The sequence below is a fragment of the Pseudomonas sp. Ors-4-3C genome, assembly GCF_055755035.1.
Genome location: NZ_CM146900.1, coordinates 6,181,145 through 6,201,362, shown reverse-complemented (window position 1 = coordinate 6,201,362; position 20,218 = coordinate 6,181,145). Strand labels below are relative to the sequence as shown.

Here is a 20,218-nt window from a genome sequence, read left to right as displayed (position 1 = left end):
CACGGCAAAAGGCCCCGGGGTCGTGTCTTGGGCACGGTCCCGGGGCCTTTTTCATGGTGCTGGAAAAGCACTGTGCAAACGGTCGTGTATTTCCCGCCAAAGGGACTAATATTCGATTCGCTCCGCCTATTTTCAGGAACTGCCCATGCGTCTTTCCGAGTTCATCGTGGCCAATATCGACCCTATCGTCGATGAGTGGGAACAGTTCGCCGCGACCATCACTCCGGCCGCCGACTATCTGGATTCCACTGCGCTGCGCGATCACGCCAGCGAGATTCTGCGGGCTGCCGCCCGTGACATGAACAAACCGCAAAGCGCCGCCGAACAGGCTGCCAAAGCCAAGGGCGAAGGCCCGGAAAAGACCCCGAGCCTGGACGAAGCCGGCGCCAGCCATGGCGAGCTGCGCCACACCGTCGGTTTCGATCTGGTGCAGATGACCAGCGAATTCCGCCATTTGCGTGCCTGTGTGATCCGCCGCTGGGTGCGCAGCCTCGACTCACCGGACATGACCTATTTCCAGGACATGATCCGCTTCAACGAAGCGATCGATGAAGCCCTCGCCGAATCCACTGCGGCCTACGCCGAGCAGGTCAATCGCTCGCGAGACATTTTCCTCGCCATCCTCGGCCATGACCTGCGTGCGCCGCTGCAAGCGGTGAGCATGTCCACCGAACTGCTGCTGCGCAAATCCAGCCTTGAGGGCGATGCCCTGGCCTGCGCCCAGCACATCAAGCGAGGTGCGCGGCACATGGCGACGATGGTCAGCGATCTGCTGGAACTGGTGCGCAGTCGGCTGGGCCGTAGCCTGCCGATCGAGCCGGCACCGATGGATCTGGCCGTTGCAGCGCGAGCGGCGATTGCCGAAGCCTGCGCCGGTAATCCGCTATCCGATCCCAAGCTCACGGTGCACGGCGATACCAGCGGGGTGTGGGACGCCGGGCGAATCGACCAGTTACTGCAAAACCTGATCGGCAACGCCTTGCAGCACGGCACCAGCCAGCGCGACGTGACCCTCAACCTGCGTGGCGAGGGCGACAACGTGTGCCTGTCGGTGCACAACTACGGCACGCCGATTTCCGAGGAGGCCATTGGCACGATTTTCGACCCGCTGGTGCGCAGCGCCGACGAAGAACTCGGGCAGCCGTCGACCAGCCTCGGGTTGGGCTTGTTTATCGTCAAGGAAGTGGTAACCGCCCATGGCGGGACGATCGAAGTCAGCTCGAGCGCGGCTGACGGGACGTTGTTCAGTGTGGTGTTGCCGAGAAAGGTTTAAGCAGGCTTACCGCGTAATCGTTCTTCGCGAGCAAGCCCGCTCCCACATTTAGATCGCGATCTCCTGTGGGAGCGGGCTTGCTCGCGAAGGGGCCGGCAAAGACACTAAAAAACTATTCGACCACCAGGCGCCCCAAGCGCTGCCTGAGCATCCGGTTCTCCGCCCGCAACTCATGCACCTCCTCCAGCAGATTCAGTGCCAGCGCGACGCCCTCCCACTCCAGCTCCAGCTCGCGCCGCAACTTCGCGGCGCGCTTGGCCAGGCTCAACTCGTAGTCGGTGAACCGCCATTCCCGGGGCTGCGCGCCCTGAGGTTCGAGGATGCCGTGTTCGACGATTTCGATCACGTAGACGTCCGACAGATCGGCCGCCTCACAGAATTCTGCCATGTCCAGTTGAACGATCAGGGGGCTGCTCATGATGGGCTACTCCGTCGTCGAATTCAGAAGTTCTCGCGTGGATTGAACGCGGCTTTCTTCGCCAGTTCCTGCCACAGCGCCTTGACCTCGTCGTCCGAAGTCTTCGGCATCACGGCCTTGAGCTGCACGAACAGATAACCGCGCTCACCGGCCTTGTTTTTCAAGCCATGCCCCTTGGCGCGCATGCGCTGGCCGTTCTGGCTGCCGGCCGGAACCTTGAGGTTGATCTTGCCGGTCAGGGTCGGCACCGCCACTTCAGCGCCCAGCGCCAGCTCCCACGGTGCCAATGGCAGGGTGATGATCAGGTTTTCGCCTTCGACATCGAATTTCGGGTGCGGCGCAAAGCGAATGGTCAGGTACAGATCACCATTGGCCCCGCCACCGATGCCCGGTGCGCCCTGCCCCTTGAGGCGGATGCGCTCGCCGTCGCTCACGCCCGCCGGGATCTTCACGTTCAGGCTCTTGCTGGTGTTGCTGACGTGCTGGCCGTTGGCGTTGTATTGCGGCACCTGAAAGGTGACCTTCTTCGATTCATTCGAGAGCGTTTCCTCGAGGAAGATCGGCAGTTCCATTTCCACGTCTTGCCCTCGGCGCCCTGCACTGCGTGATTGCCGACCCTCGCCGCCACCGAAACCGGGGCCGCGATTGCCGAAGATCGAACTGAAGAAGTCCGAGAAGTCGCCGGTGTCGCCACCGCCGCCGCCAAAGCCGCCACGGCTCTGCCAGCCCGGCGGGCCCTGGAACGGCTGACCGTGCTGGCCATAACGGCGCAGTTCGTCGTATTCGGCGCGTTTGTCGGCGCTTTTCAGCGCTTCATAGGCTTCCGAGGCGTCCTTGAACTTGGCCTCGGCGTCTTTTTCCTTGCTGACATCGGGGTGGTATTTGCGCGCCAGCTTGCGATAGGCAGCCTTGATTGCCTTGTCGTCCGCTGTCGGCTCCACGCCGAGTATCTTGTAATAGTCTTTGAAGTCCATCGAAGGAATCACCATCCGTTATCGATTTCGCGCCGAGGCCAGCATGCGCTCATTCGCGCGTGCCGGGTTGACCGATCTCAAGTTTGTGACCGGGTGGCGCAGCAGAAGTTTATCGGCAGTGGACGACGGTTCTTGCGACCGCCGGTATGTCTGCCGGCCCATGCCAGCAAGTTTGGGGCGAAGCTGCGACTTTCAAGAAGCTTAGTCGCGAAATAGCAGATGACCGGCCTTCGAATCTGCCGCGCACTGACATACACTGCGCGGCCGTTTTTTGACCGGAACCCGAAAGACATGAACAACGCCTCTCCAGCCCGTGCCTGCGGTATCGACTTCGGCACCTCCAACTCCACCGTCGGCTGGCTGCGCCCCGGCATGGAAACGATGATCGCGCTGGAAGACGACAAGATCACCCTGCCGTCGGTGGTGTTCTTCAACATCGAAGAGCGCCGTCCGGTTTACGGTCGTCTGGCCCTGCACGAGTACCTGGAAGGCTACGAAGGCCGGCTGATGCGCTCGCTCAAGAGCCTGCTCGGTTCCAAACTGATCAAGCACGACACCAGCGTCCTCGGCACGGCGATGCCGTTCAAGGATCTGTTGGGGCTGTTCATCGGCCAGCTCAAGAGCCGCGCCGAAACGGCCGCCGGTCGGGAGTTCGAGCAGGTGGTGCTGGGGCGTCCGGTATTTTTCGTCGATGACGACCCGCTGGCCGACCAGGAAGCCGAAGACACCCTGGTCGAAGTGGCGCGCAAGCTCGGTTTCAAGGACGTGTCGTTCCAGTACGAACCGATCGCTGCGGCATTCGACTACGAGTCGACCATCGAGAAAGAAGAACTGGTGCTGATCGTCGACATCGGCGGTGGTACGTCCGACTTCTCGCTGGTGCGCCTGTCGCCCGAGCGTCGCGGCATGGACAACCGTCACGATGACATCCTCGCCACCGGCGGCGTGCACATCGGCGGGACCGACTTTGACAAACAGCTGAGCCTGCAAGGCCTGATGCCGCTGTTCGGCTACGGCAGCCGGATGAAGAGCGGCGCCTACATGCCGACCAGTCACCACATGAACCTGGCGACCTGGCACACCATCAACTCGGTGTACTCGCAAAAATCCACCCTGGCGCTGGGCAGCATGCGTTACGACATCGAAGACACCGGCGGCATCGACCGTCTGTTCAAGCTGATCGAACAGCGCGCCGGGCACTGGCTGGCGATGGAAGTCGAAGAAACCAAGATCCAGCTGACCCACGCCGACAGCCGCCACGTGCCGCTGGACCGGATCGAGCCGGGCCTGAGCGTGGAACTGAGCCGCGCCCTGTTCGAATCGTCGATCGACGCCTTGCTTGAGCGCGTGCGCGGCAGCGTCACGCAGCTGTTGAACGATGCCAACGTGTCGGTCGCTCAGGTCGATACGGTGTTCTTCACCGGCGGTTCCAGCGGCATTCCGGCGCTGCGCAACAGCGTCTCGGCGATGCTGCCGAATGCGCGACATGTTGAAGGCAACATCTTTGGCAGCATCGGCAGCGGTCTGGCGATTGAAGCCCGTAAACGCTATGGCGCCATGAACTGACCTGAAATCGGCGTTGCGCCTTTCGCGAGCAAGCTCGCTCCCACATTTGACCGCATTCCTTCAGTTGCAATGCAATCCAGTGTGGGAGCGAGCTTGCTCGCGAAGGCGCCAGATCAGGCAACACAGATCCATCGGTTACACCATCCCGCCCAGCTTCAACTCACTCTTCAGATACGCGTAATAAATCGGCCCCGCCACCACTCCCGGCAGGCCGAACGCGGCTTCGAACACCAGCATCGCCAGTAGCAGCTCCCACGACTTGGCACTGATCTGCCCGCCGACGATGCGCGCGTTGAGGAAGTATTCGAGCTTGTGGATAAAAATCAGGTAGCCCAGCGCCGCCACCGCCACCCAGATCGACAGCGACAGACCGACGATGGTGATCAGCGTGTTCGACATCAGGTTGCCGATCACCGGCAACAGGCCGAGCAGGAAGGTCAGAACAATCAGGGTCTTGGTCAGCGGCAGTTTGATACCGAACAGCGGCAAGACCACCACGAGGAAAATCGCGGTGAAGAACGTGTTCAGCAGGGAAATCTTGATCTGCGCGAAGACGATGTTGCGAAAGGCTTGAACCACCAGGTGCAGACGGTCGAACAGGGCGGCGGCCAGCGGTTTGCGCTTGGTCAGATCCGGCACTCGCTGCAGAGCAATGATCGCACCAAGGACCATGCCGATCAGCAAGGTGACGAACATGTGCGCCGCGTCCTTGCCCACCAGTTGCAGCTCGGCCAGGTGTTTGCTCGCCCATTCGCCGATGGCCACGCGAAACTCCGCAGCACTGGCCGGCAGGTAAGCATCGAGAAACGGTGGCAGTTGCCCGCGCGCGCGGTCGACCACGCCCATGAATTTGTCGAGCGAGGCGCCCGGGTTTTCCGCTTCGTGCAGCAGGAAACTGATGGCGCCGGCAAAGATCAACGCCAGCACGCTGACCACCAAAGTGCCCAGCAGCGCCACCGCCAGCCAGCGCGCGCGCCGCCCTTCGATCAGCCGCTGCAGTTGCGGGGTGAGCATGTTGACCAGCTCGAACACCAGCAAACCGGCCAGCAGGCTGGGCAACAAGCGCAATGGCAACGCCAGCAACAAACCGCCGCAAATGATGATGCAGCTGACCCAAAACACAACATGACGCTCAGAAAACGTTGGCATACAGCCTCAAAACGAACGGCGTAAAAGGATTGGCAGTCTGCCAGCGATCCGGGGAGAGCACTAGGTATATGCGGTGCTTGAGATTGGCGGTGCCAAGACCGGTTTCTTCGCGAGCAAGCTCGCTCCCACATTGGAATGCGCACTCCTGTGGGAGCGAGCTTGCTCGCGAAGAGGCCAGCCCGCTCACCACAAGACTCAAGTGCTTACTTTTTCTTCAGGCAATCACTCATGAAGGTCTTGCGCGCATCGCCGGTCAGCGCCTTGGTTTTCGCGTCGGCGTTGCAGGTCTTCATTTTTTCCTGCTGCGGGGTCAGCACCTTGGCGTCATTGGCGGCGGGTGCAGCCTTGAGACAAGTGCTCATGAAGGTTTTGCGCTCGTCGCCCTTGAGGCTCTTGGCGGTAGCGTCAGCATTGCAGGTGGTCATTTTGTTCTGTTGCGCCGTGGCGGCGAAACCCTGGGAACACAGGAGCAGACCGATCATCAACAAAGGGACACGCAACATCTTCATGGAGTTTTCTCCTTGTCGCCGCATCGATGGATGCGGCCTCTGCTGGAGTGTAGCCAAATCTTGTTACACCTTCCTGCCCTCCAGATGGCTGCGTCGGTATTGCTCCGGCGTACAGCCGGCCTGACGGGCAAACATGGCGATGAAGGCCGAGCCGCTGCTGTAGCCGAGGTCGAAGGCGATTTCCTGCACGCTGCGGGTACTTTCCAGCGCCTCGATGGCTGCCAGATAGCGCAGGCGCTGGCGCCATTCGCCGAAACTCATCCCCAGTTCGCGCACGAACTGCCGGGCCAGCGTGCGCTCGCTGACGTGTACCTGCGCCGCCCAGTGCGCCAGTGGCTGGTTATTCCCCGGATCAGCCTGCAATGCATCGAGAATCGCCAGCAACCCGGGGTTGCGCGCATACGGCAGATAACACTCATGCACCGGCGCCTGTTGCAGTTGATCGACCAGCACTTGGGCCAGACGCTGGTCAGCGTCGAGTTCGGGGATCTTCACGTCGCGGGCGGCGAAGTCTTTGAGAATCGCCTTGAGGATGTCGCTGATCGCCAGGGTGCAGGCGCGCGGCGGCAGATCGGCACAGACTTTGGGATCGAGGCACACCGCGCGGTAGTTGACCGGTTGGTGGCTGTAGAAACTGTGCTCGACCTGCGGCGGCACCCACACCGCATAGTGCGGCGGCGACATGAAGCGGCTGCCGTCGACGTCCATGTGCAGCACGCCGTGGGCCGCGTACTCCAGCGTGCCCCACGGATGACGGTGCGGCGCGGCGTATTCATGGGCGTTGAAGTCGGCATAGCGGAAGTACACCGCCGACGGCAGTTCGCTGAAATCCAGCAGATCGATGTGTTTGCTGTTCATGCTGTCCGGTTGCAGAGGCAGGTTGTCCGGTTCGCAGTATAGGGCTGCATCCAGACAGGCGATAATCACCGTTCATCAACGTTCTGGTTTTAACCCATGCAATACGCGTTTCCGCTGCTGGCGATTTTCATCTGGGCCGGCAATACCGTGATCAACAAACTGGCGGTCGGGGCGATCTTCCCCGCCGAGATCGGTTTCTACCGCTGGCTGCTCGCCGGGCTGCTGTTCACCCCGTTCATGCTCAAAGCGGTGATCGCCCATTGGCCGCAGATCCGCCCGAACCTGGGCAAGATCTTCATCCTCGGCGTGCTCGGGATGGCGGTCTATCAAAGCCTCGCCTACTTCGCCGCGACCCTGACCACGGCGACCAACATGGGCATCATCCTGTCGCTGATGCCGCTGATGTCGCTGGCCATGGCCATCATCAGCCTCGGCCAGCGCCTGACTGCCGGGGCGCTGTTCGGCGCGGTGCTGTCGTTCGCCGGCGTGCTGGTGGTGGTGTCGTCCGGCAGCCTCGGCGCGCTGCTGCAACATGGGGTGAACCTGGGTGACGCGATGATGCTGATCGCCACCCTGGCCTACGCGATCTACAGCACCCTGCTGAAAAAATGGCAGCTGCGCCTGCCGCCGCTGGTGTTGTTGTACCTACAGGTGCTGGTGGCGATTGTGGTGCTGTTTCCGCTGTACGCCGCCTCGCCGAAAACCGGCTTCACCGCGCAGAACATTCCGCTGGTGCTGTACGCGTGCCTGCTGGCCTCGATGCTCGCGCCGCTGGCGTGGATGCAGGCGGTACAGCGCCTGGGGCCGAGCCGCACGACGTTGTTCTTTAACCTGCTGCCGCTGATTACCGCGCTGATTGCGGCGGTGGTGCTGAAGGAGCAGTTGGCGATGTATCACCTGGTGGGTGGGGTGTTGACGTTGGGTGGGGTGATTCTTTCCGAGCGCTGGACCACGGTATTGGGCCGCCGGATCAGCGTTGCCTGATCTGGCCCTGTGGTGAGGGGATTTATCCCCGATGGGGCGCGAAGCGGCCCCTTTTTTAAAAGCCGGGGCCTGCTGCGCAGTCCAGCGGGAGCAAGCTCCCTCGCCACAAGAGCAGGTTAAACCCCGGCAGCCTTGAGCCGCGCCGCATGCTCGACAAACAACCGCACCGGGTCCGCCCCCTTCCCCACCAGCCCCAGCGACTGGTTGACGATGTCGAAGTGATCCAGCGGATAGTCATCGCCAATCACCGTGCCCAGGTGCGAGCTGTAGCGTCCGACCATCCCGTCACACTGCCCCGGCTCCCGCACGAAGGTTTTCGCAAACAGGCGACAGCTGCGATTGGTGCCGTCGAACAGGTTGCCGCCACGATCGGTCTTGCCCGGCTGCAACGTCCCCGACCACGAGTAATAACGCACGCCGTTGACCTCTTCCGGCCCGTGACCGCCCCAGGTTTCGGGCAGGCCCTGTGGATAACGCTGATTGAACAGCGCCACGCCTTCACGGGTCAGCGATTGATGCGAGGCGTGGATGTCCACCGGCAGTTTCGGCCCGTGGTAACCGGTTTCCAGCAGCGCCATCAACCAGCCGACAACACGCAGCAGCACCTCAAGCAGGCGGCCCTTGGCAGTGTTCGCCGGGTAGTGTTTCTGCAGATAGTCGGCCAGCTCGGAGCCGTGATTAGGCCCGGCCACGGACGTCACCGAAGCCACCAGATCCGGCCGTTTGGCGGCGGCATAACGTGCCGTCAATGATCCCTGACTGTGGCCGAACAGATTGACCCTCGCGGCGCCGGTCTCGCGCAGAATCTCCTCGATCCGCGCCAGCAGTTGCTCGCCGCGCACCTCGGTGGAGTTGAGCGGCGACACCTGCACCGCAATCACCGTCGCCCCGCCACGGCGCAACGCCTTGATGATCCCGTACCAGTACGGATACAGCACCAGCCGGATAAACCCGAGCATGCCCGGCACCAGCACCAGTGGATAACGTGTAACCGAACCTTGTGACATGGGCAAACATCCTTGTGGTCGCTGAGTGGATGCCAAACGTGCAAAACGCCCGCCAAGCCTCCTCCTTGATGATGACAACGCCACCTTCAGCCTACTTCAGGCCCACTCCCCCCGCCACAATCAGTCCTACCGACCGCAAGCGATGAAGAGCATTACACCCCGCAAGCGGCGATTGCCACGCAAGGTCTGGGGCTGACGCCAAGGTCGCACGAAATCCCATAAAACTTTTTGCATCGCGCAGGACTCACAACTTGGGTAAACGATCACGCCTGTAGAGCGTGGCGCCATTGGATTAGCCTCCTGGAGATCAATATGAGCGACGACCTGCACTTGTCAGATGTCAAAACCCTGCGCGAACGTGCGCGGCAACACGTCGAGAACGGCGCGGTTACCGAGAGCTACAGCGCTAACCGTGAGGAGGTGCTGCGCCTGCTCAACGAATCGCTGGCCACCGAACTGGTCTGCGTGCTGCGCTACAAGCGTCACTACTTCATGGCCAACGGTCTGAAAGCCAACGTGGCCGCCGACGAATTCCTCGAACACGCAACCCAGGAAGCACAACACGCCGACCGTCTGGCCGAGCGCATCGTGCAACTGGGCGGCGAGCCGGAGTTCAATCCGGATCTGCTGTCGAAAATGTCCCACGCCCAGTACGTGGCCGGGAACACCCTGAAGGAAATGGTCTACGAAGACCTGGTGGCCGAGCGGATCGCCATCGACAGCTACCGCGAAATCATCCAGTACATCGGTGAGAAAGACCCGACCACCCGCCGCATCTTCGAAGACATCCTGGCGCAGGAAGAAGAGCATGCGGATGACATGGCCGACATTCTGAAAGACCTGTAAGCCTTCAAAACCGCCTTCGCGAGCAAGCCCGCTCCCACAGTTTTTTCACTAACCTGTGGGAGCGGGCTTGCTCGCGAAGGGGCCCTGTCAGTCACCGATCATTTTGTAGGTTTCACAGTGACTGGCGCCTTGCCCGCCTTCATCTGCTCCAGCAACGGCGCGCACTGATTCGGCTCACCACCGCTCGGCGCCACCAGCGCCAGCAGCCCGGCCGCCGGCGCTGCAATCACGCCCAGCGCCACCATCCCCGCCCCGCGCAACATCAACGGCACGGCCTTGACTCCGGCGTCCGGCTTGATGAACTTGCCACGCACGTACAACGGTGAACGCAGCGAAATCAGACGCCAGCCCTTGGATTCCGGCGTTACCGTCAGATCCAGTTGCTCGGTGGCCATGTTCGCGGTGCCGTCGATGTAGATGATCGCGTTCTCGGTATCGAACACGAACAGCCGCGTGCTCGCCAGGCCGGTCTTGATATCGAAGTCCGCCGCCGCGCAGTTGATCTTCACTTCCTTGTCGCCGAAGACTTTGCCGACCACGTAGTTGCCGACATTGAGCCCCGCCAGTTCCATCAGTTCACGACTGATCGCACCGTCGTTGATCAGCATCTTCAGGTTGCCGTTAGCCCCGCCCAGCAGTTTGGCTACGGAGTTGCCGCGCCCGCTGATGTCGGCATCGCCATTGAGTTCGCCGAAACTGGTTTTCATCGGCTCGAAGGTCGGGAACAACTGCTTGAGCTTGAACCCGCGCGCGGTCAGTTTGGCCCGGCCTTCCAGCGGTTCGGTGCGACCGTTGAGGCGGATCTGCGCATCCAGCTTGCCCCCGGCCACGCCGAAGCGCAGCGGTTCGAGGCTGAGCTCGCCGTCGTTGAGTTTCAGGTGGGTATAGAGGTCGGTGAACGGCAGCTTTTCGCTGTGGACGATGCGCTTGCCGGTGAACTCGACGTCGGCATCCATCGCGCGCCAGCGGTCGGTCTTGAACTCTTCCACCGGCAGCACTTTGTCGGTCGGCTGTTTGCTCTCGCCGCCGCGGGCCTTTTGCTTGTCATTCGAGTCGGCGCCGATCAGCGGCGCGAGGTCGGCGAACAACAGTTGATTGGACAGCAACGCGCCACTGAGTTTTGGCCGTGGCTGGCTGGCGACGTAGGTCAGGTCACCGTGAATGTCACTGCCACCGATCTTGCCGTTGAACTGCTCATAGGTGAATTTGGCGCCAGCGGCGTCATGCAACTTGGCAATCAGATGACCGTCGGTGGAATACGCTGGTGTATCCGGCAGGGTCACGCCGGTCAGAGGATAAAGGTTGCCGAGGCTGGCGCCGGCCAGTTTCAAACGCAGATCGAGGGCGCCTAGGTTCAGCGGGTCGGTCAGGGTGCCGGCGAGTTCGATGCTGGTGGCGCCGATCTTCGCCTGCGCCTGCAGCGGGAACGGCTTGTTCGCATCCTGCAACGCCAGCAGCCCGCCGATCTTGCCCTGGCCGGTGAGATTCTGGCCGTGGTATTGGCCTTTGACCTTCAGCGCAAACGCATAGTCTTGAGGCGCGGCGCCCTTGTCCTGGGCGGTTTTCGCGGCTTTGTCGCCGACGATCTCGCTGAACGGAATCGGCTTGCCCAGCGGATCGATCACCACGTCGAGATTGGTCTTCAGCGTCTGGTCATCCAGGGTGACGTGGCCCTTGTCGAAACCGATGGCACCAATGTCCACCACCCAGTTCGACGGTTCGGCATTCGGGTCTTTCGGATCGAACTTGAACGTCCAGTTGGCACGACCATCGGCCAGACGCTGCAGTTGCGCGTTGGGTTCGGTCAGGTCGATGCGCGGGATCGTCACTCGTTGCGCCAGCAGGGCCAGCGGCGAGATGCGCAGTTCCACGCGTTTGAGCGTGACCATCTGCGGCTGCTTCGACCAGTCCGGATTGCCCAGCGTCAGGTCTTCAGCCACCACATGCGGCCACGGCACCCAGGCCCGCCAGCCACCCTCGTCCGGCTCGCGTTGCCAGATCACTGCGAGGTTGCCGTTGATGGCGAACGGTCGATGCAGTTCTTCCGAGGCTTTGGCATTGAGCGGCGGTTTGATCCGGTTCCAATCGAAGAACACGATGATCAGAACCAGCACCGCCAGCAGCAGTACGAGGATGGCGAGGGTCCAACTGAAGATTTTTCCGGTGCGCGTCATGCACAAAACTCCTGATGACGACCGCACGCCGACTTCGCGACGCACAGCTGAAACGGCGGGCCAAAGCGGCCCTCATGAAATCTACGACTGGCAAACAGTACGCAGGTTTAATCGGAATATAGATTCCGCGGCAAAAAATCGCGCGAATGCTGACCGATTGGTCGAACAGCGTTACCGCCACCCGCACATTTGCGAGGCGCGAGTGAGTCGAAAATACCCACTGCGGTGCAAAACCACCGCCCGCAAACGCCCGAGCTAGAGCGCCTCGGCAGAACAATCAATTCTGTTGATTATTACCATTGCGTTTATGAACTTTTATATCGACTTATCGAGAGTAGCATTGGCTTCGTACCCACTTTATCGCCCTCCCAAGGAGCAACCCATCATGAAACGCCAATTACTGCTCAGCCTTACCCTGTCGATGCTAGCCAGCACTGCTTTCGCCCTGCCCGCTGCCGATCAGGCTACCCCACAAGTAAAAACCAGCCACTCGGTGTTCAGCCAGACTGTTGCTGCTGACGGCGGCGACCGCACTCCACAAGGTCAGACCCTGGCTGAAAACGGCCGTAATCGTCTGGAAGAAAAAGGCCTGGTACAAGATGGCTACGACAAGACTCCACAAGGTCAAGCTGTAGCAGAAGGTGGCCGTGACCGTCTCGAAGAGAAAGGTCTGGTTCAGGACGGTTCCGATCGCACTCCACTGGGCCAGGCTCTGGCCTCTGATGGCAGCGACCGCACTCCACAAGGTCAAACCCTCGCTTCCGACGGTAGTGACCGCACTCCACAAGGCCAGACCCTCGCTTCCGATGGTAGTGACCGCACCCCACAAGGCCAGACCCTCGCTTCCGACGGTAGTGACCGCACTCCACAGGGCCAGACCCTCGCTGAAGGTGGTGGTGACCGTGTGATCGAACGCAACAGCGCTTTGAGCTAAGCCCATGGCGGCCTGGAAAAAAAGCCCGATCAGCCGATTGGGCTTTTGACTTTTTCAGCCCCGGCCAATCGCAAAACCGCATTTCCCCCCATTGACTCTCCCCCGACGTTCGACGCCAGCAAAGCCGATTTGCTAGAGTGCGGCGCTTGTCCCGCTCAAGAAAACGCCTTTGCGATGCTGCCCCGCGCCGAACAGAAACAACAGACCCGCAACGCCCTGATGGACGCCGCCCGCCATTTGATGGAAAGCGGCCGAGGATTCGGCAGCCTGAGCCTGCGCGAAGTGACCAAGACCGCCGGCATCGTGCCCACCGGTTTCTATCGGCATTTCGCCGACATGGACGAGCTGGGTCTGGTACTGGTCAGTGAAGTCGGCCAGACCTTCCGCGAAACCATCCGCCTGGTGCGCCACAACGAATTCGTCATGGGCGGCATTATCGATGCGTCGGTGCGGATCTTCCTCGACGTGGTCAGCGCCAACCGTTCGCAATTCCTGTTTCTCGCCCGCGAGCAGTACGGCGGCTCGCAGCCGGTGCGCCAAGCGATTGGCCGACTGCGCGAAAACATCAGCGCCGACCTCGCGGCCGACCTGAGGCTGATGCCCAAGCTGCAGCACCTGGACGCGGCCGGCCTGAGCGTGATCGCCGACCTGATCGTCAAATCGGTGTTCGCCACCCTGCCGGACATCATCGACCCGCCCGCCGAAGCCCTGCCGGAACATCTGACGCCACAGGCAAAGATCACCCAGCAACTGCGCTTCATCTTTATCGGTCTCAAGCACTGGCAAGGGCTGGGCAGTACCGAGTAACTCGCCTTTTTTCAAACACAACGCAAATCCCCTGTGGGAGCGGGCTTGCTCGCGAAAGCGGTGTATCAGTCAACAATAAAGTGACTGACCTACCGCTTTCGCGAGCAAGCCCGCTCCCACATTGGTTTTGCGCCGCCCATATTTGGTGCATGTAAAAATCTTCACGCACCAAAACCTTCCAAAATTCTGCAACATCTTGAAACATCCACTACGCTCCGACAGGGATTTCCTACATCTCGGCCGGTTGGCAAGCCCCTTGCTCTAGCCCTCTCTACAAGTCCACTGCTGGAAGCTTTCCGATGCTGGTGATTCATCGCAGAATCGACCCTCAACCTGTCTGGTCCGCCGAGTTGCACCTGACCTTCGAAGCGCGGAGCAAGAGCCGCCTGCGCTGTTTCAGTGCCGATGGCGAAGACGTCGGGTTGTTTCTGGAGCGCGGTCAGGCGCCGTTATATGACGGCGAATGCCTGCAGGCCGAAGACGGCCGCATCGTTCGCGTCTGCGCTCGCCCCGAGCAACTGCTCCACGTCACCTGCGCCAACGCCTTCGAACTGACCCGCGCCGCCTATCACCTCGGTAACCGCCATGTCGCCTTGCAAGTCGGCGACGGCTGGCTGCGTCTGCTCGACGACTATGTGCTCAAGGCCATGCTCGAACAGCTAGGCGCGCAGGTCGAAGCGATTGAAGCGCCGTTCCAGCCGGAGCACGGTGCCTACGGCGGTGGTCATCATCATTCGCGACACGGCGACGAGGACTTCAACTACGCGCCGAAACTGCACCAGTTCGGCGTTCGTTTATGAACCCAGCCTGGGCGCTGTTGCGCCTGGCCAGTCCGCAACTGCCGATTGGCGGCTACAGCTATTCGCAAGGCCTGGAAATGGCGGTGGATAACGGCCGCGTGCACAACCCGGACAGTGCCCGGCGCTGGATCAGCGATCAATTGCTGCTCAACCTCGCGCGTTTCGAAGCGCCGCTGCTGCTCGCCCATTGTCAGGCCGCTGCCGACGAAAACTGGCCCGAGTTGCTGCGTATCTGCGAAACCCACCGGGCCAGCCGCGAGACCCGCGAACTGCATCTGGAGAGCCGGCAGATGGGTTACTCGCTGCAGCAGTTGCTCAACGGTTTGCCGGAACTTGACGCGCCGGCCCGCGGCTTTCTTGAGCAATGCGCCGAACCGCATCTGGCCCTCGGCTGGGCACTGGCTGCCCGCGCCTGGCAGATCAGCCCGCAGGACGCCCTCGCCGCGTGGCTGTGGAGCTGGCTGGAAAACCAGCTCGCGGTGCTGATGAAAACCCTGCCGCTGGGCCAGCAAGCCGCCCAGCGCCTGACCAGCGAATTGCTGCCGCTGCTGCAACAGGCGCAGCAGGACGCCAGCCAAATCAATCCCGAACACATCGGCAGCGCCGCGTTCGGCCTGTCCCTGGCGTGCATGGCGCATGAGCGCCAGTACAGCCGACTTTTCCGTTCCTAGGGCCCTGTCATCTTGGAGAAGCACATGAACACACAACCCCTGCGCGTCGGCATCGGCGGCCCGGTCGGTTCCGGCAAAACCGCGTTGACCCTGGCCCTGTGCCTGGCGCTGCGCGACCGCTATAACCTGGCCGTCGTCACCAACGACATCTATACCCGCGAAGACGCCGACTTTCTGGTGCGCAACGAAGCGCTGGCGCCGGAGCGGATCATCGGCGTGGAGACCGGCGGCTGCCCGCACACGGCAATCCGCGAAGACGCCTCGATCAACCTCGAAGCGGTCGATCAGCTGAACCGGCGCTTTCCGGGGCTGGACCTGATTCTGGTGGAGTCCGGCGGCGACAACCTGTCGGCGACCTTCAGCCCGGAGCTGTCGGACCTGACCATCTACGTGATCGATGTTTCGGCCGGCGACAAACTGCCACGCAAGGGCGGCCCGGGGATCTGCAAGTCCGACCTGCTGGTGATCAACAAAATCGACCTGGCGCCGCTGGTCGGTGCCTCGCTGGAAATGATGGATAGCGACACCAAGCGCATGCGCAACGGCAAGCCATTCGTCTTCAGCAACCAGAAAACCGGCCAGGGCCTGGAAGACATCATCGCCTTCATCGAGCGCCAGGGCCTGCTGAACGCCGCCTGATTCAATGACCAACAAGGAAGCTTATCCATGACACTCAAACGCATTCTCGGCGCCGTGGCGCTGCTGCTGACCCCGGCCCTGGCCTTCGCCCACCCGGGCCACGGCGACAGCGGCTTGATCGCCGGCATCAGCCACCCGATCGGCGGCCTCGACCACTTGCTGGCGATGGTTGCGGTCGGCCTGTGGGCCGCGCAGCAGCAAGGCGTGGCACGCTGGGCGCTGCCCTGCACATTCGTCGGCACCATGCTGATCGGCGGCATGCTCGGTTTTGAAGGGCTGCAACTGCCGGCGCTGGAAAGCGGGATTGCGGCTTCGGTGCTGGCGCTGGGCCTGGCCGTGGCACTGGCGGTGCGTCCACCGCTGGTGATGGCGGTGGCGGCAACGGCGTTGTTTGCGCTGTTCCATGGCGTGGCGCATGGCCTGGAGCTGCCGGACATGAGCAGCCCTTGGGCGTATGCCGCCGGTTTCGTCGCGGCGACGGCGGCGCTGCATGCGGCGGGTTATGGCCTGGTGCGCGTGTTGCCTCAGGCTGCTGCACCATTGGTGCGAGTGGCGGGGGCTGCTTCGGCGGTGACCGGTGCATGGTTGCTGGCCGGCTGATCTTTATCGCCTGAACCGGCCTCTTCGCGAGCAAGCCCGCTCCCACCCTGGATTTGCGGTGTACACAAAACCTGTGGGAGCGGGCTTGCTCGCGAAGGCGGACTGACAGACACCGCGTCTCATCAGGCCGTCGCTCTGCTACCATGTCGCGCAATCGCCCCAGCCGTGACGACGTCCGCCAATGCCCCATGCTTCCCGCTCCACCTCTCTGCCCGAATTGACCGCCCTGTTCAGTGATGTGCAACAGCACTTTCTGAACGTGATCGTGCCGCTCTGGCAAGGCCCGGGCTGGAACGCCGACATGGCGCTGCCCTACGAAGCACTGGACGCCGCACACCAGCCGCTGCCGCCGCAACGCTACCGGGCGATGGCCTGCGCACGGCAGCTGTACCTGTTTTCCAGCCTGATCGGGGTTGTGGCTAACGCCGAGGTGCGCGCCGCCGCGCTGTTCCGCTCGCTGCAACGGCATTTCCACGACGCCGAGCACGGCGGCTGGTTCTACAGCATCGACGCGCAAGGCAAGCCGCTGGATCAGCGCAAGGATCTCTACACCCACGCTTTCATCCTGTTCGCCTGCGCCCATTACTGGGCCAAGTCCCGCGAGCCGCTGGTGGAGTCCACACTCAACGCCGCACTGGAAGTCATCGCCCGGCGCTTCGCCACCGGTGACGGCCTCTACGAAGCGTGCCTGGACCGCGACTGGATCACCCTGCAAACCGGCCCGCTGCAAAACCCGCTGATGCACCTGGCCGAAGCGTTCCTCGCCACCCTCGCGGTACGCGAAGACGCGGCGACGCAGCAAGCGCTGGTGGAGTTATGCACAGCCATGCACAAGCAGTTCGTCGACCCGCAACATGGCGTGTTGATGGAGAAACCACTGGGGGCTGTGGATAACTGGTACGAGCCGGGGCATCAGTTCGAATGGTATTTCCTGCTCGAGTCTTCAGCCCTGCTGCGTGGTTCGAAACTGCATGCAGCGCTGGACCGGGCATTCGCTTTCACCGAGCAGTTCGGCGTTGAACAACCTTCAGGTGCGGTGCGGGCGATGCTCGATCTGCAACTGGACGGTCGCCCGAAAGATTCGACTCAGCGGATCTGGGCGCAGGCTGAATACCTGCGCGCGCTGACCTTGCGTGCGGGCAGTGAAGCTACAGTGCTACGCCAGTTGCAGGCGCTGCAGCAGCGTTTTCTGCATGCGGGCGGGTGGCATGAATGCCGGGATGAGCAAGGAGAGGTCAGCCGCAAGGACATGCCTTCGACGACGCCTTATCACTTGGCGACGTGCTACAGCGGTTTAGCCGAATATCTGCGTTGATTGAAAAATAGCTTTCGCGAGCAAGCCCGCTCCCACATGGGAATTTCGCCGAACACATAATCTGTGAACAGCTCGGATCCCTGTGGGAGCGGGCTTGCTCGCGAATAGCCGTTACACGGTCTCTAGGCAATCCACTTCTTGTCGCCCGTGAAGCTGATGGTCAACCAGCGCGCCGCATCCGGCTCGCCGAGCTGCGCCGAGATTTCCTCACGCAACGCATCCAGCTGCCCCACGCTCTGCAGCCGGTAATCCGCCGGCAACACCACATGAATCTCGATGAACCGCGCCCGCCCGTGCTTCTGCACGTAGGTCACGTAATCGTCGAAACCATGCGCAACCTTTGCCGCCTCCATCACTTGGCGCACCTGATCATCCAGGGTGTCCGGGGCAATACCCAGCACATCGCGCAACGCCGGGCCGAGGATCTTGAACGCCGGTGGCAACATGGTCAGCGCCAGGACGATCAGGATCAGCGGGTCGACAAACTTCGCCCACTCGTCAAAGCCCTGGGCCTTGAGCAGCAACGCGGCGAGAAAACTGATCAACAGGCCGACCGAGAGCATCGCGTCCACCAGCCAGCTGATGTTGTCGAACTGGATCAGGCTGGACTTGAGCTTGCGATTGCGCCGACGGACGTAGAAGAAGTAGGCGAACTCGACGACGGTGAACACCGCCGCATAAATGATCACCAGCCCCAGTTCGATCTCGCGGCCGCCGTTGATGATGCCGAACACACCGTTGAGAAAGGCATAGATCGCGATCAACAGCAGAAAACTGCCTTCGATCAGCAGCACCATCGGCTCCAGATGCCAGAAACCGAACTGGAAGCGGTGATTGCTCTCTTTGGCGATCAGCCGGGCGGTGATCAGCATCAGCACTTTGATGAACGTTGCGATCAGCGAGAAAAAACCATCGAAAAGGATGGATTGGGAACCTGAAACAAAACCGGTAGCGATCCCGGCAATCGACACCGCGAACATCAGGATGGTCGATTGTTTGAGCAGTGACTGCTCACCTCGGTTACTCACTTTAACTCCTCGAAAACCTTGAAAACCGCAGGGTGCGGTGGGGTTGTTGCGAGGAGAGTTTACCTTATCGGTATTTATTGCCTGTGACGGCCCCTTCGCGAGCAAGCTCGCTCCCACATGAGACCGCGATCAAATGTGGGAGCGAGCTTGCTCGCGAATGGCCTCAACGCGGTGTCAGGCCTTGTTACGCTCGATCGCAAACCCGGCCCAGGTCTGGCTCACCGGCATCAGCTCCAGGCTGTTGATGTTGATGTGTGCTGGCGCGTTGAGTACCCAGAAGATGGTCTCGGCGATGTCTTGCGGCTGGATCGGCTCGGCCCCGGCGTAGGTCGCGTTGTAGCGTTCCTGGTCACCGGCAAAGCGCACCAGCGAGAACTCGCTTTCGCACAGGCCGGGCTCGATGTTGCTGACGCGCACGCCAGTGCCCTGCAGGTCGCAGCGCAGGTTCAGCGAGAACTGCTTGACGAACGCCTTGGTCGCGCCATACACGTGGCTGCCCGGGTACGGGTAGTTTCCGGCGATGGAGCCAAGGTTGACGATACCGGCGCCACGGCCGTGGGCGATCAACCGTGGCAACAGCAGACGGGTGCTGTACATCAGGCCTTTGACGTTGGTATCGACCATGGTGTCCCAGTCGTCGAGGTCGCATTTGGGCGCCGGATCGACGCCCAGCGCCAGCCCGGCGTTGTTGATCAGGCCACGCAGCTTGGCGAACGACGGCGGCAGATTGGCAATTGCCTCTTCCATCGCCTTGCGGTCACGCACGTCGAGCACCAGACCATGCACTTCGGTCTGCTTCGACAGATCTGCGCACAGCGCATTGAGGCGTTCCTCACGACGACCGGTCAGCACCAGTTTCCAGCCAGCCTCGGCAAAACGACGGGCACAGGCTTCACCAAAACCGGACGTCGCGCCGGTAATAAACAGGGTGTTGGACATCGTGTTCTCCTTGCATCGACCGCCGTGCGGTCATTGGAATGGACAATCAGCAGGCAGCATGCCCGGCCCCGCTTTAACCGGCAACCACCGAATCCTGCTCATTAATTGATCAATGGCCGCCACGCCATATGCACCGTGGCCTGTAGCCATGTGCACGCATGTTATCCACAGCCCCTTCCACAGTTTCCGGGGGCAAGTGAAAAAGCGTAAAGCCGCGCCACACAAGGCTTTGCGGGCGAAATAGAAAGTTTTTTGCTTGACCCTGATCTGGCAGTTGTGCCGGTGATGGCATTCTGCACGACTGCACGGTCACAGCAGTGTTTGCGCGAGGCCAGTAATCACGGTGCTCCGCGCGGTCTTTCCAGAGTTTAATCACAGACTTATCCACAAGCTTGCGCACATGGAATTGCCGATTCTGCAGCGGCCATAAAAAGGTTGACAAAGGCGTCTATCGTTATCGCAAAAGCACCTGATCAAAAAATAATCACCACGCTACAAGCCACGGTTCCAATGGCCTGCAGACAGCTACACCCACGTTATTCACAGCTAGCTCCACAGCAAACGGGGACAAGTCGAAACTGTGGAAAAACAGCCATTTGCAGCGTCTATATGTCGCGCTTTGGCAGGTGTGGGAATTTGTTTTCCACAATTCTGTAAATCGCGCAAAACCCTGTAGGAGTGAGCCTGCTCGCGATAGCGGTGTATCAGCCACCTCGGATGCGGAATG

20 protein-coding genes are annotated in these 20,218 nt (G+C 61.3%); 11 read left to right on the top strand and 9 right to left on the bottom strand.

Translation table 11 applies throughout. The annotated features are described in order from the left end of the window. Positions 1-145 precede the first annotated feature (145 nt). Positions 146-1,273 (top strand): sensor histidine kinase, encoded by a 1,128-nt coding sequence (locus ACVHNU_RS28015; RefSeq protein WP_003221204.1) that lies wholly within the window; start codon positions 146-148, stop codon positions 1,271-1,273. Positions 1,274-1,385: 112 nt separating this feature from the next. Here the strand turns inward: ACVHNU_RS28015 and ACVHNU_RS28010 are convergent, their stop codons facing one another. Beyond that, entirely contained in the window at positions 1,386-1,691 is a 306-nt protein-coding gene (locus tag ACVHNU_RS28010) for a chaperone modulator CbpM (RefSeq protein ID WP_003221201.1), read from the bottom strand. Between the two features lie 23 nt (positions 1,692-1,714). Then, complete coding sequence (locus ACVHNU_RS28005; protein ID WP_003221199.1) at positions 1,715-2,665, bottom strand: DnaJ C-terminal domain-containing protein; 951 nt, start codon at positions 2,663-2,665, stop codon at positions 1,715-1,717. A 291-nt stretch (positions 2,666-2,956) separates the two neighbouring features. Between ACVHNU_RS28005 and ACVHNU_RS28000 the strand changes: the two genes are divergently transcribed. Then, on the top strand, positions 2,957-4,231 hold the full coding sequence (locus ACVHNU_RS28000) for an Hsp70 family protein (protein ID WP_003221197.1): 1,275 nt from the start codon (positions 2,957-2,959) through the stop codon (positions 4,229-4,231). Positions 4,232-4,366: 135 nt separating this feature from the next. On the opposite strand, the gene ACVHNU_RS27995 is transcribed toward ACVHNU_RS28000, so the two are convergent. The 3 genes from ACVHNU_RS27995 to ACVHNU_RS27985 form a co-directional block, all read right to left on the bottom strand. Further along, positions 4,367-5,380, bottom strand: coding sequence for an AI-2E family transporter (locus ACVHNU_RS27995; protein ID WP_007966974.1), 1,014 nt, complete (start codon positions 5,378-5,380; stop codon positions 4,367-4,369). Between the two features lie 203 nt (positions 5,381-5,583). Next, entirely contained in the window at positions 5,584-5,889 is a 306-nt protein-coding gene (locus tag ACVHNU_RS27990; RefSeq protein ID WP_003221193.1) for a PsiF family protein, read from the bottom strand. A 63-nt stretch (positions 5,890-5,952) separates the two neighbouring features. Continuing rightward, on the bottom strand, positions 5,953-6,747 hold the full coding sequence (locus ACVHNU_RS27985; protein WP_045122700.1) for an AraC family transcriptional regulator: 795 nt from the start codon (positions 6,745-6,747) through the stop codon (positions 5,953-5,955). A gap of 96 nt (positions 6,748-6,843) precedes the next feature. On the opposite strand from ACVHNU_RS27985, the gene ACVHNU_RS27980 reads away from it, so the two are divergent. Continuing rightward, complete coding sequence (locus tag ACVHNU_RS27980) at positions 6,844-7,731, top strand: DMT family transporter (RefSeq protein ID WP_003221189.1); 888 nt, start codon at positions 6,844-6,846, stop codon at positions 7,729-7,731. 116 nt (positions 7,732-7,847) lie between these two features. Here the strand turns inward: ACVHNU_RS27980 and ACVHNU_RS27975 are convergent, their stop codons facing one another. Beyond that, positions 7,848-8,738, bottom strand: coding sequence for an alpha/beta fold hydrolase (locus tag ACVHNU_RS27975; RefSeq protein WP_473018694.1), 891 nt, complete (start codon positions 8,736-8,738; stop codon positions 7,848-7,850). Positions 8,739-9,050: 312 nt separating this feature from the next. On the opposite strand from ACVHNU_RS27975, the gene ACVHNU_RS27970 reads away from it, so the two are divergent. After that, a complete protein-coding gene (locus tag ACVHNU_RS27970) occupies positions 9,051-9,584 on the top strand; it encodes a ferritin-like domain-containing protein (RefSeq protein WP_003221186.1) in 534 nt (177 codons plus the stop codon). A gap of 98 nt (positions 9,585-9,682) precedes the next feature. Here the strand turns inward: ACVHNU_RS27970 and ACVHNU_RS27965 are convergent, their stop codons facing one another. After that, complete coding sequence (locus tag ACVHNU_RS27965) at positions 9,683-11,758, bottom strand: AsmA family protein (RefSeq protein WP_473018693.1); 2,076 nt, start codon at positions 11,756-11,758, stop codon at positions 9,683-9,685. A gap of 385 nt (positions 11,759-12,143) precedes the next feature. On the opposite strand from ACVHNU_RS27965, the gene ACVHNU_RS27960 reads away from it, so the two are divergent. The 7 genes from ACVHNU_RS27960 to ACVHNU_RS27930 all read left to right on the top strand — a co-directional run bounded on the left by ACVHNU_RS27960 (position 12,144) and on the right by ACVHNU_RS27930 (position 17,524). Continuing rightward, positions 12,144-12,692, top strand: coding sequence for a hypothetical protein (locus tag ACVHNU_RS27960; RefSeq protein WP_201135928.1), 549 nt, complete (start codon positions 12,144-12,146; stop codon positions 12,690-12,692). 174 nt (positions 12,693-12,866) lie between these two features. Continuing rightward, a complete protein-coding gene (locus ACVHNU_RS27955) occupies positions 12,867-13,499 on the top strand; it encodes a TetR family transcriptional regulator (RefSeq protein ID WP_045122272.1) in 633 nt (210 codons plus the stop codon). 299 nt (positions 13,500-13,798) lie between these two features. Further along, positions 13,799-14,299 carry an urease accessory protein UreE gene (gene ureE, locus ACVHNU_RS27950; RefSeq protein WP_003221180.1) on the top strand — a complete coding sequence of 167 codons (501 nt, stop codon included), beginning with the start codon at positions 13,799-13,801 and terminating at the stop codon, positions 14,297-14,299. Then, positions 14,296-14,970 carry an urease accessory protein UreF gene (locus ACVHNU_RS27945; protein ID WP_400496151.1) on the top strand — a complete coding sequence of 225 codons (675 nt, stop codon included), beginning with the start codon at positions 14,296-14,298 and terminating at the stop codon, positions 14,968-14,970. Before ureE ends, ACVHNU_RS27945 begins: the two co-directional genes overlap by 4 nt. Before the next feature lie 24 nt (positions 14,971-14,994). Next, the gene (ureG, locus tag ACVHNU_RS27940) at positions 14,995-15,609 is read left to right on the top strand and encodes an urease accessory protein UreG (RefSeq protein ID WP_003221176.1); all 615 of its coding nucleotides are present in this window, start codon (positions 14,995-14,997) and stop codon (positions 15,607-15,609) included. A gap of 27 nt (positions 15,610-15,636) precedes the next feature. Further along, positions 15,637-16,209 carry a HupE/UreJ family protein gene (locus tag ACVHNU_RS27935; protein WP_338800662.1) on the top strand — a complete coding sequence of 191 codons (573 nt, stop codon included), beginning with the start codon at positions 15,637-15,639 and terminating at the stop codon, positions 16,207-16,209. Between the two features lie 181 nt (positions 16,210-16,390). Next, the gene (locus ACVHNU_RS27930) at positions 16,391-17,524 is read left to right on the top strand and encodes an AGE family epimerase/isomerase (protein ID WP_473018692.1); all 1,134 of its coding nucleotides are present in this window, start codon (positions 16,391-16,393) and stop codon (positions 17,522-17,524) included. 122 nt (positions 17,525-17,646) lie between these two features. Here the strand turns inward: ACVHNU_RS27930 and ACVHNU_RS27925 are convergent, their stop codons facing one another. Together ACVHNU_RS27925 and ACVHNU_RS27920 are read right to left on the bottom strand one after the other, a co-directional pair. Next, complete coding sequence (locus ACVHNU_RS27925) at positions 17,647-18,552, bottom strand: cation diffusion facilitator family transporter (RefSeq protein ID WP_473018691.1); 906 nt, start codon at positions 18,550-18,552, stop codon at positions 17,647-17,649. A gap of 174 nt (positions 18,553-18,726) precedes the next feature. Further along, entirely contained in the window at positions 18,727-19,491 is a 765-nt protein-coding gene (locus tag ACVHNU_RS27920; RefSeq protein ID WP_226499913.1) for an SDR family oxidoreductase, read from the bottom strand. Positions 19,492-20,218 lie beyond the last annotated feature (727 nt).

Coding starts and splice junctions, on each gene's coding strand:
- ACVHNU_RS28015 (WP_003221204.1), top strand. CDS start 146: ATGCGTCTTTCCGAGTTCATCGTGGCCAATATCGACCCTATCGTCGAT.
- ACVHNU_RS28010 (WP_003221201.1), bottom strand. CDS start 1,691: ATGAGCAGCCCCCTGATCGTTCAACTGGACATGGCAGAATTCTGTGAG.
- ACVHNU_RS28005 (WP_003221199.1), bottom strand. CDS start 2,665: ATGGACTTCAAAGACTATTACAAGATACTCGGCGTGGAGCCGACAGCG.
- ACVHNU_RS28000 (WP_003221197.1), top strand. CDS start 2,957: ATGAACAACGCCTCTCCAGCCCGTGCCTGCGGTATCGACTTCGGCACC.
- ACVHNU_RS27995 (WP_007966974.1), bottom strand. CDS start 5,380: ATGCCAACGTTTTCTGAGCGTCATGTTGTGTTTTGGGTCAGCTGCATC.
- ACVHNU_RS27990 (WP_003221193.1), bottom strand. CDS start 5,889: ATGAAGATGTTGCGTGTCCCTTTGTTGATGATCGGTCTGCTCCTGTGT.
- ACVHNU_RS27985 (WP_045122700.1), bottom strand. CDS start 6,747: ATGAACAGCAAACACATCGATCTGCTGGATTTCAGCGAACTGCCGTCG.
- ACVHNU_RS27980 (WP_003221189.1), top strand. CDS start 6,844: ATGCAATACGCGTTTCCGCTGCTGGCGATTTTCATCTGGGCCGGCAAT.
- ACVHNU_RS27975 (WP_473018694.1), bottom strand. CDS start 8,738: ATGTCACAAGGTTCGGTTACACGTTATCCACTGGTGCTGGTGCCGGGC.
- ACVHNU_RS27970 (WP_003221186.1), top strand. CDS start 9,051: ATGAGCGACGACCTGCACTTGTCAGATGTCAAAACCCTGCGCGAACGT.
- ACVHNU_RS27965 (WP_473018693.1), bottom strand. CDS start 11,758: ATGACGCGCACCGGAAAAATCTTCAGTTGGACCCTCGCCATCCTCGTA.
- ACVHNU_RS27960 (WP_201135928.1), top strand. CDS start 12,144: ATGAAACGCCAATTACTGCTCAGCCTTACCCTGTCGATGCTAGCCAGC.
- ACVHNU_RS27955 (WP_045122272.1), top strand. CDS start 12,867: ATGCTGCCCCGCGCCGAACAGAAACAACAGACCCGCAACGCCCTGATG.
- ureE (WP_003221180.1), top strand. CDS start 13,799: ATGCTGGTGATTCATCGCAGAATCGACCCTCAACCTGTCTGGTCCGCC.
- ACVHNU_RS27945 (WP_400496151.1), top strand. CDS start 14,296: ATGAACCCAGCCTGGGCGCTGTTGCGCCTGGCCAGTCCGCAACTGCCG.
- ureG (WP_003221176.1), top strand. CDS start 14,995: ATGAACACACAACCCCTGCGCGTCGGCATCGGCGGCCCGGTCGGTTCC.
- ACVHNU_RS27935 (WP_338800662.1), top strand. CDS start 15,637: ATGACACTCAAACGCATTCTCGGCGCCGTGGCGCTGCTGCTGACCCCG.
- ACVHNU_RS27930 (WP_473018692.1), top strand. CDS start 16,391: ATGCCCCATGCTTCCCGCTCCACCTCTCTGCCCGAATTGACCGCCCTG.
- ACVHNU_RS27920 (WP_226499913.1), bottom strand. CDS start 19,491: ATGTCCAACACCCTGTTTATTACCGGCGCGACGTCCGGTTTTGGTGAA.